Annotated in this window: 10 protein-coding genes; 1 reads left to right on the top strand and 9 read right to left on the bottom strand. The window is 65.8% G+C overall.

The genetic code is table 11. The annotated features are described in order from the left end of the window. Positions 1 to 255 precede the first annotated feature (255 nt). From gshB to DTS01S_RS24235, 7 genes are all read right to left on the bottom strand, one after another. On the bottom strand, positions 256 to 1,206 hold the full coding sequence (gene gshB, locus DTS01S_RS24265) for a glutathione synthase (protein ID WP_016454229.1): 951 nt from the start codon (positions 1,204 to 1,206) through the stop codon (positions 256 to 258). 79 nt (positions 1,207 to 1,285) lie between these two features. Continuing rightward, on the bottom strand, positions 1,286 to 2,467 hold the full coding sequence (locus DTS01S_RS24260) for a benzoate/H(+) symporter BenE family transporter (RefSeq protein WP_017404050.1): 1,182 nt from the start codon (positions 2,465 to 2,467) through the stop codon (positions 1,286 to 1,288). Positions 2,468 to 2,517: 50 nt separating this feature from the next. Next, positions 2,518 to 4,386 (bottom strand): potassium transporter Kup, encoded by a 1,869-nt coding sequence (locus DTS01S_RS24255; RefSeq protein ID WP_026062036.1) that lies wholly within the window; start codon positions 4,384 to 4,386, stop codon positions 2,518 to 2,520. A 97-nt stretch (positions 4,387 to 4,483) separates the two neighbouring features. After that, entirely contained in the window at positions 4,484 to 5,779 is a 1,296-nt protein-coding gene (gene gshA, locus DTS01S_RS24250; RefSeq protein WP_012207794.1) for a glutamate--cysteine ligase, read from the bottom strand. An 81-nt stretch (positions 5,780 to 5,860) separates the two neighbouring features. Next, a complete protein-coding gene (locus DTS01S_RS24245; RefSeq protein ID WP_016447201.1) occupies positions 5,861 to 7,327 on the bottom strand; it encodes a TrkH family potassium uptake protein in 1,467 nt (488 codons plus the stop codon). 9 nt (positions 7,328 to 7,336) lie between these two features. After that, positions 7,337 to 8,794: a Trk system potassium transporter TrkA gene (gene trkA / locus DTS01S_RS24240; protein ID WP_016447202.1), complete on the bottom strand. Its 1,458-nt coding sequence runs from the start codon at positions 8,792 to 8,794 to the stop codon at positions 7,337 to 7,339. Positions 8,795 to 8,853: 59 nt separating this feature from the next. Continuing rightward, complete coding sequence (locus DTS01S_RS24235) at positions 8,854 to 10,134, bottom strand: glutamate-5-semialdehyde dehydrogenase (RefSeq protein WP_017404052.1); 1,281 nt, start codon at positions 10,132 to 10,134, stop codon at positions 8,854 to 8,856. 178 nt (positions 10,135 to 10,312) lie between these two features. On the opposite strand from DTS01S_RS24235, the gene DTS01S_RS24230 reads away from it, so the two are divergent. Next, positions 10,313 to 10,615: a hypothetical protein gene (locus DTS01S_RS24230; RefSeq protein ID WP_016447204.1), complete on the top strand. Its 303-nt coding sequence runs from the start codon at positions 10,313 to 10,315 to the stop codon at positions 10,613 to 10,615. 12 nt (positions 10,616 to 10,627) lie between these two features. On the opposite strand, the gene holA is transcribed toward DTS01S_RS24230, so the two are convergent. Both holA and DTS01S_RS24220 read right to left on the bottom strand, forming a co-directional pair. Continuing rightward, positions 10,628 to 11,680: a DNA polymerase III subunit delta gene (gene holA, locus DTS01S_RS24225; protein ID WP_016447205.1), complete on the bottom strand. Its 1,053-nt coding sequence runs from the start codon at positions 11,678 to 11,680 to the stop codon at positions 10,628 to 10,630. Positions 11,681 to 11,685: 5 nt separating this feature from the next. Further along, positions 11,686 to 12,192, bottom strand: a complete 507-nt coding sequence (locus DTS01S_RS24220; protein ID WP_046238750.1) for an LPS-assembly lipoprotein LptE — start codon at positions 12,190 to 12,192, stop codon at positions 11,686 to 11,688. Positions 12,193 to 12,245: the final 53 nt, after the last annotated feature.

Raw genomic sequence — 12,245 nt, 5'->3', positions numbered from 1 at the left:
TGACTTGCTGCAATCAGCGAAGCCTTGAATTCTAGCACAGTTTTTAGCGTCGTTGCAATCAAATTTCTTCGATCTTCTCAACACCAGCGATCTGCATCACTCTCTTCGGCAGAGCCTTGCATTGTAGCACGTTTTTTAACGGTCTTGCAAAACTCTGGAAGCTTCACTTTTCAGACATTTGCGTGTCATCGAGTGCAGGGGCGCAATTCTAGCACCAAAACTTGGCGGATGACTGGCGTCATCCGCCAAGTTTTTTCAAGCCGCCGCCAAGGCCTGTTCCAGAGCGTCGACGAAGAGGCTGGCCACGTCGCAGCCGGTCTGGTCATGGATCTCCTGGAAGCAGGTGGGGCTGGTCACATTGATCTCGGTGATGCACTGGCCGATGACATCGACACCGGCCAGCAGCAGTCCACGCTCCATGAGGAGGGGACCGATCTCTTCGGCCATGGCCTTGTCGTGCTGGCTCAGAGGCTGGGCCACGCCCTTGCCGCCCGCTGCCAGGTTGCCGCGCACTTCGTTGCCCTGGGGAATGCGTGCCAGGCAATAGGGAACAGGTTTGCCGCCGATGACGAGCACACGCTTGTCGCCCTCGGTGATCTCGGGCAGGAATTTCTGCACCATGACGCTGCTGGCACCGCCCTGGTTCAGGGTTTCGATGATGCTGCCCAGGTTGCGGCCGTCGGCGCCCACGCGGAAGATGCCCATGCCACCCATGCCGTCCAGCGGCTTGAGGATGATGTCCTGATGCTCTTCATGGAAGGCGCGGATGTCCTGCGCGCTGCGCGTGACCAGGGTCGGGCCGATGAATTGCGGGAATTCGAGGATGGCCAGCTTTTCCGGATGGTCTCGCAACGCCCTGGGCTTGTTGAAGACCTTTGCGCCTTCGCGCTCGGCCTGTTCCAGCAGGTGCGTGGAGTAGAAGTATTCGGAATCGAAGGGCGGGTCCTTGCGCATGAGGATGGCATCGAAGCCCGCCAGCTCCTCCAAGCCTTCCTTGGAGATTTCAAACCACTGCCGAGCATCTCCCGTGAGCTGGATGTGCCGCACCTGGGCGACGACCTTGCCGCCGCGCTGCCAGGAAAGCTGCCTGGGTTCGCAGGCCACGATGGAGTGGCCGCGCCGCTGCGCCTCGCGCATCATGGCGAAGGTGGTGTCCTTGTAGGTCTGGAACGATTCGAGCGGATCGGCGACGAAGAGGATTTGCATGGGTTGTGTGCAGAAGGCGGCGGCCCGTGCCTCGCCTGTATGGGAGGCGGAAGTGGGGTGCCCGGGCCTGGGCCGCGTATCAGTCAGCCCGTGCACGTCGGTAATGTTGCACAAATAGCGCCAGGCTGCCCGCGACCACGCCCCAAAACGCCGAGCCAACTCCGGCTATCACCACGCCGCTGAGCGTCACCAGAAAGGTGATCAACGCAGCCTCCCTGTGTTCCTCCCCCTTGAGAGCTGTCGCCAGGCCGCTGCCTATGGAGCCCAGCAGGGCCAGTCCCGCTATGCAGACCACCAGTTCCTTGGGGAAGGCGGTGAGCAGTCCAGTGACCACGGCGCCGAAGATGCCGATGACTATATAGAAGAGGCCACAGATCGCCGCCGCCGTGTAGCGGCGGGATTTGTCCTCATGGGCCTCGGGGCCCATGCAGATGGCAGCGGTGATGGCACTGAGGTTGAGCGCGTAGCCACCGAAGGGGGCCAGCACCAGGGTGGCGATGCCCGTCATGCTGATGATGCGGGAGATGGGCAGGTCGTAGCCCGTGGCACGGATGACGGCCACGCCGGGCAGGTTCTGCGAGGCCATGGTGACGACGAACAGGGGCAAGGCCAGGCTCACCAGGGCGGGCACCGAGAACTGCGGCATGGTGAAGACTGGCCAGGCAAGGCCTGCATGCACGGCGGACCATTGCATTTGCCCGTTGAGCGCCACCCAGGCGATGGAGGCCACCAGCGTGGCGATGACCGCATAGCGCGGTGCCAGGCGGCGCGACAGCAGATAGGTCAGCAGCATGACCAGCACCAGGGGCAGCGCATCCCTGGCGGCGGCAAAGGCCTGCATGCCGAAGTTGGCCAGTACGCCCGCCAGGAGGGCGGCAGCGATTTCCATGGGGATGCGGTTCATGACGCGCTCGAACCAGCCTGTGGCTCCCACCAGGATGATCAGCCCCGCGCTGATGATGAAGGCGCCAACGGCCTCGCCCATGGAAAAGCCCCCGGCAAGCCCTGCCGTGGCAAGGACGGCTGCGCCTGGCGTGGACCAGGCGACCATGACCGGCATGCGCAGTATCAGCGAGGGCAGCAGAGAGCACAGGCCCATGCCCAGTCCCAGCGCCCAGATCCAGGACGTGATCTGCTCGGGCGTGGCATGGAAGGCCTGGGCGGCCTGAAAGACCAGGGCCACCGAGCTGGTGAAGCCCACGAGCACGGCCACGAAGCCGGCTGCGAAGGCAGAGGGACTCAAGTCACGGAAAAAGCGCATCGCGCGATTCTGTCACCACAGCCGCCGACCGTGCGATGCGCTGGCGACGCCTACAGCTCGATCTTGGAGCCCAGCTCCACCACGGAGTTGCTGGGCAGGTGCAGGAAGTCGGAGACACGGCTGGCGTTGCGGTGCATCTGGGCAAACAGCTTTTCGCGCCAGGGCGCCATGCGGTGGCTGATGCGCGGGATGATGACATCGCGCGACAGGAAGTAGCTGGTCTCCATGGCGTCGAGCTGGCAGCCCCGGGGGCGCAGCAGGGACAGTGCCGCCGGCACGTCCGGTTCGTTCTTGAAGCCGTAGTTGATGATGACCTGCCAGCAGTCGCTGCCCAGCGCCTCGATCTCGGTGCGCTTGTCCAGGCCCACCCAGGGAATTTCATGGTTGCGCACCGTGACGAAGATGTTCTGGTTGTGCAGCACCTTGTTGTGCTTGAGGTTGTGCAGCAGGGCGTTGGGTACGGTGCCCGGTTCGCCGGAAAGAAAGACGGCCGTGCCCGTCACGCGCGCCGGCGGATGGCGCCAGACCGATTCGAGGAAGCTCTTGAGGTCGATGGCATCGGCCTGCAGCTTTTCGTGCAGCAGTTCGCGGCCCTTGCGCCAGGTCATCATCAGCGAGAACACCGTGCCGCCGATCAGCAGCGGGAACCAGCCGCCGTCGAACAGCTTGAGCAGGTTGGACGAGAAGAAGGCCAGGTCCACCAGGAAAAAGAATCCGGTGGCCGCGATGCACAGGGCCAGCGGGTAGTTCCAGCGGTAGCGGATCACGAAGAAGGTCAGCGTGGTGGTGATCAGCATGTCCAGCGTGACCGCAATGCCGTAGGCGGCCGCCAGGTTGCCGCTGGAGCGGAACAGCACCACGGCCAGCGCAATCGCCACGAACAGGCTCCAGTTGACCAGGGGCATGTAGATCTGGCCGGTCTCGCGCACGCTGGTGTGGCGCACTTCCAGGCGCGGCAGATAGCCCAGCTGTATGACCTGGCGCGTGACGCTGAAGGCGCCCGTGATCAGGGCCTGCGAAGCGATGACCGTGGCCATGGTGGCCATCAGCACCAGGGGCAGCAGCGCCCAGGCCGGGGCCATCATGTAGAAGGGATTCTTCACGGCGGCCGGGTTGGCCAGCAGCAGCGCACCCTGGCCGAAGTAATTGAGCGTGAGGGCAGGCATGGCCACGGAGAACCAGGCCAGGCGGATAGGCTTCTTGCCGAAGTGGCCCAGGTCGGCGTAAAGCGCCTCCGCCCCGGTCACGCACAGCACGACGGCGCCCAGGATGATGAAACTGGTGCCGGGGTTGTCCCAGATGAAGCGCACTGCGAAGTGCGGGCTGATGGCCGCCAGGATTTCGGGATGGCCCGCGATCTGGTGCACGCCCAGCGCTGCGATGGTGGCAAACCAGACCAGGGTGATGGGGCCGAAAAACCGACCGATCCCCGCCGTGCCGTGCTTCTGGAACCAGAAAAGCAGGAAGAGGATCACCAGGGTCAGCGGGATCACGGCCTTGGTGAAGTGCGGAGAGACCACTTCCAGGCCTTCGACGGCCGAGAGCACGGAGATGGCCGGCGTGATCACGCCATCACCATAGAACAGCGAAGTGCCGAAGATGCCGATGAGCAGCAGCACGTTGCGCAGGCGGGGCTTGTCCTTGACGGTCTGCGAGGCCAGGGCCAGCATGGCGACCAGGCCGCCTTCGCCGTTGTTGTCGGCACGCAGCACCAGGACCACGTACTTGAGCGAGACGATGACCGTCAGGGTCCAAAACAGCAGCGACAGGACGCCGTAGATGTTCTCCTGGGTGAACGGCACATGGCCGGAGCCGAAGACCTCCTTGACCGAATACAGCACGCTGGTGCCGATATCGCCATAGACCACGCCGATGGCGCCCAGGGTGAGCGCGGCCAACGAAGATTTGGTTTTCTGCACAGGTCTATGCGCCGTCCCGTGGGGAGATGGCTTCAGTCAATTGAAATGCCGGCATTGTCCGCTGTCCTGATGACGAGCGCATCGGACAGCACCCCGATCAGTCGTAGATTTCCGCGTTGGGGTTGGTCGCCTCCAGCTCATAGCTGGCCGCCAGCATGGCGACCCGGGCCACCACGCCGTACATGTAGAAGCGATTGGGCATGCTGGCACCCGGGCGCGCGCCTATCTGGGGCAGCTGGGTGCTGTGCTGGAAGGCCAGCGGCACGAAGCCGGCACCGGGCGCGTTGAGGTTTTCGTCCACATCGCGCTCGGGATGCATGCGGTAGAAGCCGCCGACCACGTAACGGTCCATCATGTAGACCACGGGCTCGGCCACGGCGTTGTTCATGCGCTCCTGGGTGAGCACGCCTTCCTGGATGATCACGTCGTGCACGGTCTGGCCGTCCTTGATCATGCCCATCTTGTTGCGGCTCTTGCGCGGCAGCTCGGCCAGTTCCTTGGCGTCGCGCACGGTCATCACGCCCATGCCATAGGTGCCGTTGTCGGCCTTGACGATGGCAAACGGCTTTTCCTTGATGCCGTACTCCTTGTACTTGCGGCGCACCTTGGCCAGCAGCACATCGACCTGTTCGGCCAGGCCTTCCATGCCCACGCCATTGGCGAAGTCGATGCCTTCGCTGCGCCCGAACAGCGGGTTGATCAGCCAGGGATCGATGCCCAGCAGCTTGCCGAAGCGCTTGGCCACTTCCTCATAGCTCTGGAAATGGCGGCTCTTGCGGCGCACGCTCCAGCCTGCATGCAGGGGGGGCAGCAGGTATTGCTCGTACAGCTCCTCGACGATGCCCGGGACGCCGGACGACAGGTCGTTGTTGAGCAAGATGGTGCAGGGATCGAAATCCTTGAGACCGATGCGGCGCTTGCTGCGGATCACCGGCTCCAGCGTCACCGTGTCGCCATGCGGCAGGGTGACGGTGGTGGTCTTCTTGACATCGGGGCTGATGGAGCCGATGCGCACGTTCAGACCGGCCATGTTGAAGATGCGCTTGAGCTGCACCACGTTGGCCAGGTAGTGCGTGTTGCGCGTGTGGTTCTCGGGAATGATGAGCAGATTGCGCGCTTCGGGGCAGATCTTCTCGATCGCCGCCATGGCCGCCTGTACGGCCAGCGGCAGCATTTCGTCGGTCAGGTTGTTCCAGCCCCCGGGGAAGAGGTTGGTGTCCACGGGTGCGAGCTTGAAACCGGCGTTGCGGATGTCCACCGAGCAATAGAAAGGCGGCGTGTGTTCCATCCATTCGAGCCGGAACCAGCGCTCGATCGCCGGCATGGAGTCGAGGATGCGCTGCTCAAGCTCGTTGATCGGGCCGGTCAGGGCCGTGATGAGATGTGGAACCATAAAGACCCTCTGGGTACGACGGTGGGGGGCAATTGTAGAGATTGGACCATGGTCTAGGTGTTTTCCCCAGTCTTTGCAGCGTCAGCGGCGCCAGAAAGCCGGCGAAAGCAAGGCCATGAAGCTGAGGATTTCCAGGCGTCCCAGCAGCATGGCCAGGGTGCAGACCCAGGTCTGGAATTCGGTGAGCACAGCATAGTTGGAGGACGGGCCCACCGCGCCCAGGCCCGGCCCCATGCAGTGCACGCTGGCCAGCACGGCGGAGAAGGCGGTCACCGGGTCCAGGTCGGTGAGCAGCAGCACCATGCTGAGTGTGATCACGGTGGCGCCATAGACCAGCATGAAGGCCAGCACCGAGAAGATCATGCGGTTGTCCACCACGCCGGTGCCCAGCCGCACGGGCTGCAAGGCGCGCGGATGCGCGAGCCGCGTGAGTTCACGCCGCGCCTGCTTGAGCAGGATGAGCATGCGCACCATCTTGATGCCGCCGCCCGTGGAGCCCGCACTGGTGGCCACACCCGACATCAGCAGCATGAGCACGGGCGCAAAGACGGGCCAGGTCAGGTAGTCCACCGTGGTGAAGCCGGTCGTCGTGGCCACCGAGACCACATGGAAGAGACCGTAGCGCAGGGCCTCCACGGGCCCGTACACGCCCTTGGCCCACAGCAGCAGCGCCACGATCAGCCCGCCCCCCAGCAGCACGGCCAGCGTGGCGCGCATTTCCGGATCGCGCCAGAAGCCGTCCCAGCGGCCCTTGCGCATGGCCACGAAGTACAGCGCGAAGTTGCAGCTGGCCAGCAGCATGAAGACCAGGGCGGTCAGTTCGATCAACGGCGAGTCGAAATACGCAAAGCTGGTGTCATGCGAGGACAGGCCACCGAGGCTGACGGTGGCGAACATGTGCATCAGCGCATCCAGCGGCGACATGCCTGCCGCCCAGAAGGCCAGCAGACAGGCCAGCGAGAACACGCCGTACACGCCCCACAGGCCCTTGGCGGTCTCGGTCACGCGCGGCGTCAGCTTGGTGTCCTTGATGGGACCAGCGGCTTCGGCACGGAACAGCTGGGCGCCCCCCACGCCCAGCAGGGGCAGGATGGCCACGGCCAGGATCAGGATGCCCATGCCGCCCAACCATTGCAGGAAGGTGCGCCAGACATTGATGGACACGGGCAGCGCATCCAGCCCCGTGAGCACGGTGGCGCCGGTGGTCGTCAGGCCCGAGACGGCCTCGAAATAGGCATGGGTGAAGCTGATGCTCAGCCCCACATGGCCCATGCCCAGCACCAGAGGGAGCATGGCGCACAGCGGCAAAACCACCCAGACCAGGGTGACGAGGATGACGCCGTGGCGCGGCTGCAGCTCGCGCCGGAAGTGGTCCAGGCCTATCCACAGCGACAGTCCCGCCGCCGCCGTGATGCCGATGGCCCAGGGGTAGATGCGCCAGATGCCGTCGTCGGTGAACCAGGACACTGCAAAGGGCAGCAGCATGGACAGCGCAAACATGACCATGAGCATGCCAAGCACGCGCAGGACGGGTAACAGGTCGCGCATGGTGTCGGCTCAGAAGAAGGTGGCGCTGACGCGAAACAGGTTCTCCACGTCCCGTACCAGCCGCTTGTGGGGCAGGAAGAAGATCACGTGGTCGCCGCTCTCGATCACGGTGGTGCTGCGCGGGATGATGACCTCGGGCTCGGCACCGGCCGCGATTTCGTCGGCCGGCACGCCTTCGGGTATGCCGCGCACGATGAGGCCGATGTGGGCATCCTCGGGCACGCGCAGGTCCTCGACCTTGCGGCCGACCACGCGCGAGCTTTTGCGGTCGCCGCGCGCCACGATCTCCAGCGCCTCGGCCACGCCCCGGCGCAGGCTGTGCACGGCCTGCACGTCGCCGCGGCGCACATAGGCCAGCAGTTCGCCAAGCATGGCCTGGGCCGGCGACAGCGCAATGTCGATCTGCGTGCCGTGCATCAGGTCGGCGTAGGCACGCCGCGTAATCAGCGACAGCACGCGCCGCGCGCCCATGCGTTTGCCCAGCAGGCTGGCCATGATGTTGTTCTCATCGTCGTCGGTCAGGGCCAGGAACAGGTCCACGTCCTCCACGCTTTCATCGGCCAGCAGGTCCTCGTCGGTGGCATCGCCGTGCAGCACCAGCACCTCGGCCGGCAGCAGCGAGGCCAGGTCCTGGCAGCGCTGCTCGTCGGGCTCGATGATCTTGATGTGGAAGCGGCCCGGCACGCGCGACAGCTGCAGCGCCAGGCGCTGGCTGACCTGGTCACCGCCGGCGACCATGATGCGGTAGACCGGGCGCGAAGGCCGGCCGGCAGGCTGGTGGATGGCACGCAGCACCTCGGCCACATGCTCGCGCGCGGCCAGGATGAAGACCTCGTCGCCGGGCTCGATGCGCGTGTTGCCGTCGCAGCGGACGAAGCGGTCGGGCTCGTCCAGGAAACGCCGGTAGATGGCCACGATGCGCATGGCCAGCTCGGGCATGCAGTCGCGCAGCTCGCCGATGCGCTTGCCGACGGCGGGGGCGCCATCGCGCGCGCGCACCGAGGCCAGTGCGGCCCGCCCGCCCGCGAAGGCACGCACCTGCATGGCTTCGGGAAACTCGATGAGCTTGCTGATGTAGTTGGTCAGCGATTCCTCGGGGCAGATGATGCGGTCGACGCCAAAGCCTTCCTTGCCCAGCAGCGCCTCGTCCTCGCCAAAGCCCGAGGAGCGCACGCGCGCGATGCGTGTGGGAATCTCGAACAGGACCTGGGCCAGCTTGCAGCACACAAGGTTGGTTTCGTCGAGCGCGGCGCAGGCGATCAGCAGGTCCGTGTCCTTGGCGCCGGCCTCGGCCAGCACATGGGGATCGATGCCGCTGCCCACGACGCCACGCAGGTCGAAGCGCGACTCCAGCTCGCGCAGGCGCCGTGCGTCGGTGTCGATCACCGTGATGTCGTTGCGTTCGGACACCAGGCTTTCTGCCACGCTGTAGCCCACACGGCCGGCGCCAAGAATGATGATTTTCATGGATTCATTGCAGTGCTGCGGTGCCGGCGCGGGGCATTCCGGCGCGCAGCACGGCTCGGTCAGGTGCGGACTTCGCCTTCACCCAGCACCACGTATTTGAGCGAGGTCAGACCTTCGATGCCCACAGGACCGCGCGCATGGAACTTGTCGGTGCTGATGCCGATTTCCGCGCCCAGGCCGTACTCGAAGCCATCGGCAAAGCGCGTGCTGGCATTGACCATGACGCTGGCCGAGTCCACTTCGCGCAGAAAGCGCTGGGCGTGCATATGGTCGCGCGTCAGGATGGCGTCCGTGTGGTGGCTGGAGTAGCGGTTGATGTGGGCGATGGCCTCGTCCACGCCGGACACGATCTTGACGCTGATGATGGGCGCCAGGTATTCCTCGCTCCAGTCCTGCTCGGTGGCCTCGGCCAGTTGAGCGCCGGCCACAGACTTCAGGATGGCCAGCGATTCGGGGCAGCCGCGCATCTCCACGCCCTTGGCGGCGTAGATGGCGCCGATCTTCGGCAGGAATTCGGCGGCCACGCCGCGCGCCACCAGCAGGCTTTCACTGGCATTGCAGGGGCTGTACTTGTTGGTCTTGGCGTTGTCGGCCACCTTGACGGCCATGGCGATGTCGCAGGGATCATCGACATAGGTGTGGCAATTGCCGTCCAGGTGCTTGATGACGGGCACCTTGGCCTCGCGGCTGATGCGCTCGATCAGGCCCTTGCCGCCGCGCGGGATGATGACGTCCACGTAGTCGGGCATGGCGATGAGCTGGCCCACGGCCTCGCGGTCCGTGGTCTGCACCAGTTGCACGCCGTGCTCGGGCAGGCCGGCTTCGGCCAGCGCCCTGGCGACGAGGGCAGCCAGCGCCTTGTTGGAGTCGATGGCCTCGGAGCCGCCGCGCAGGATGCAGCCGTTGCCGCTCTTGATGCTGAGGCTGGCCGCCTCGATGGTCACGTTGGGGCGGCTTTCGTAGATCATGCCGAACACGCCGATCGGCACACGCATCTGGCCTACGCGGATGCCGCTGGGCATTTGCTTCATGCCGATGATCTCGCCGATCACATCGGCCATGGAGGCCAGCTGCTCACATCCCTGGGCACAGGTTTCCAGCACCTTGGGCGTCAGGCGCAGGCGGTCCACCATGGGAGCGGACAGGCCGTTGGCCACGGCGCGGTCGAGGTCACGGGCGTTGTCGGTCTGCAACGGCTCCACGTTCTCCCGCAGCAGGCGCGCCAGCGCCAGCAGGGCGCGGCTTTTGACGGCAGCCGAGGCTCGGGCCATCTGGGCGGAGGCCACTTTGGCCTGAACGCCCAGGTTGTGGGTGTATTCGACGATATTGAGCGCGTTCATTCCGAGATTCTCGCCGAGTTGCGCCCATTTGCGCACCGAGAGCGGGCATGCCCCGCGCCAACATGCGGCTGGGATGCGTCCTCGCGCGGCCACCAGAGGGCAAACCCCGCGTTCCGGCGGCCGGCAGGATGTCGCGGCCACCCTACACTGCTGCCCAGTACGCAGAGGTTTTCCCGCCATGTCCACCAGCCACGACACTCTTCTCGCCGCCCAGCAGCTCGCACAGTTGCGCGCGGGCTTCGCCCAACTGGCACAGCAGCAGCTGCCGGCCGCCGTGCTCGGGCAGCAGGCCAGGGCTTCCTCGGAGTTGCTGCAGGCCCTGCCGCCGCGCTACGGCGAAGTGCTGCTCAATCTGCTGGACCGATTGGAGTCCAGCGCGCTGTTCAGCGAGGAAAGCTGCTCCTTCAGCCAGAAGGACCTGCTGGACAACCTCGAGACCTGGGCCACCAAGGCCCAGGCGCAGCTGGAAAAGACGAGCTAGGAACGGGGTACGTCAGCCCTTGGCGCCGGCCTGGGCCAGGTCCATGGCCAGGCGGCGCAGGGCCTGCCAGCCGTCGCGTGGCCAGCCCTCGAAGGCCAGGCCCTTGACGATGCCGTCCACCGCGTGGGCCGATTGCAGCAGGCGCGCGGCCTGGGCGTCGGTGATGCGCGGCAGCAGGCGCTCGAACAAACGCTCCTTGACGCCCCAGACGCGCTGGGCGCGCAGGGCCATGGGCAGGGGCTGACCTGCGGCCATGGCGTCCTTGACGCGGCAGATGGAGCGGATGTCCTCGGCCAGGGTCCAATGCACCAGCACCTCGGCCGTGCCCTCGGCCTGCAGGCCGTCGAGCATGCGCGAGACGCGCGCCAACTGGCCGGACAGCACGGCCTCGGACAGCTTGAACACGTCGTAGCGCGCCACATTGAGCACTGCCTGCTCCACCTGCGCCTGGCTCAGCTCGCCGGCGGGGTGCAGCAGGGCCAGTTTCTGGATCTCCTGGTGTGCGGCCAGCAGGTTGCCCTCGACGCGGTCGGCAAAGAACTGCAGCGTGCGCTGGCCTTCCTCGCCGGGTGCCACGCGCTGGCCCTGGGCTGCCAGGCGCTGGGCAATCCAGGCCGGCAGCTGGCCGCGCTCTATGGGATCGATCTGCAGCGTCATGCCCTGGGCTTCCAGCGCGCTGAACCAGGCGCCGGTCCTGGTGGCCTTGTCCAGGCGCGGCAGCATGACCAGGGTGAGCGTGCTGTCATTGCCGCGCGCCGCCTCGGCGATCTGCTGCAGCGCGGCGCCGCCGTCCTTGCCGGGCTTGCCCGAGGGAATGCGGATCTCGATGATCTGCCGATCGGCAAACAGCGACAGCGAGCCACCCGCCGCCAGCACGGCGCTCCAGTCGAAATGGGCGCCGGCCACGGTGTAGCTGCTGCGCTCGGTGTAGCCCGCGGCGCGCGCGGCGGCACGGATGGCGTCGGCAGCCTCCTGCTGCTGCAGCGGCTCGTCGCCGTGCAGCACGTAGAGCGAGCGCAATCCCTTGGCCAGATGGCCGCCGAGCTGGTTCAGGGCAAGCTGCATGGGGCTCAGGTCAGGCTCTTGACGGCCGACAGGCGGCGCAGCAACTGCTGGACGATGTCGGTACGCATGTCCTTGTAGAGCATGGCCTCCTCGGCCTCCTTGGACAGCGCATTGGTTTCGTTGTACGTCACGTCGCGCTGCTGCAGGATCTCGGTCTCGGGGATCGGCTCGTCTCCATTGGGCGTGCGCAGCTTGAAGCGCACGCGCAGGCGCAGCTGCAACTCGCGCACCTGGCCCAGCGCGTTCATGCCGACGATGACCCGCTCCTGCCGCTCGCTGATGATCTGGAAGATCGCATCCGCATCGTCGGGCGATGCCGGATCGCGCAGCACGGTCAGCTTGTCGCTGGCACCGGCCAGGTTGCGCGACAGCTCCCGCGCCACCGGAGAGCCCCGGCCCGCCTGGATGTAGAGCGAGCGGAACACGAAGGTCGGCACCCCCCGCAGGCGAAAGCCGCAGGCCCCCAGCAGCGGAGCCAGGGCCAGGGCGGTGAGCAGGGTACGTTTTTGCATATCAGTTCTCCAAGGCGCTTGCGCCACTCACAGCCCTTGCAACGGTCGCGCCC

The sequence above is a fragment of the Delftia tsuruhatensis NBRC 16741 genome (genome assembly GCF_001571325.1).
GTDB lineage: Bacteria > Pseudomonadota > Gammaproteobacteria > Burkholderiales > Burkholderiaceae_C > Comamonas > Comamonas tsuruhatensis.
This window is presented reverse-complemented; position numbering and strand designations above follow the sequence as displayed.

What these genes read in the sequence shown, in the direction of transcription:
- gshB (WP_016454229.1), bottom strand. Translation starts at nt 1,206, where the DNA reads ATGCAAATCCTCTTCGTCGCCGATCCGCTCGAATCGTTCCAGACCTAC.
- DTS01S_RS24260 (WP_017404050.1), bottom strand. Translation starts at nt 2,467, where the DNA reads ATGCGCTTTTTCCGTGACTTGAGTCCCTCTGCCTTCGCAGCCGGCTTC.
- DTS01S_RS24220 (WP_046238750.1), bottom strand. Translation starts at nt 12,192, where the DNA reads ATGCAAAAACGTACCCTGCTCACCGCCCTGGCCCTGGCTCCGCTGCTG.
- trkA (WP_016447202.1), bottom strand. Translation starts at nt 8,794, where the DNA reads ATGAAAATCATCATTCTTGGCGCCGGCCGTGTGGGCTACAGCGTGGCA.
- gshA (WP_012207794.1), bottom strand. Translation starts at nt 5,779, where the DNA reads ATGGTTCCACATCTCATCACGGCCCTGACCGGCCCGATCAACGAGCTT.
- DTS01S_RS24235 (WP_017404052.1), bottom strand. Translation starts at nt 10,134, where the DNA reads ATGAACGCGCTCAATATCGTCGAATACACCCACAACCTGGGCGTTCAG.
- DTS01S_RS24230 (WP_016447204.1), top strand. Translation starts at nt 10,313, where the DNA reads ATGTCCACCAGCCACGACACTCTTCTCGCCGCCCAGCAGCTCGCACAG.
- DTS01S_RS24245 (WP_016447201.1), bottom strand. Translation starts at nt 7,327, where the DNA reads ATGCGCGACCTGTTACCCGTCCTGCGCGTGCTTGGCATGCTCATGGTC.
- holA (WP_016447205.1), bottom strand. Translation starts at nt 11,680, where the DNA reads ATGCAGCTTGCCCTGAACCAGCTCGGCGGCCATCTGGCCAAGGGATTG.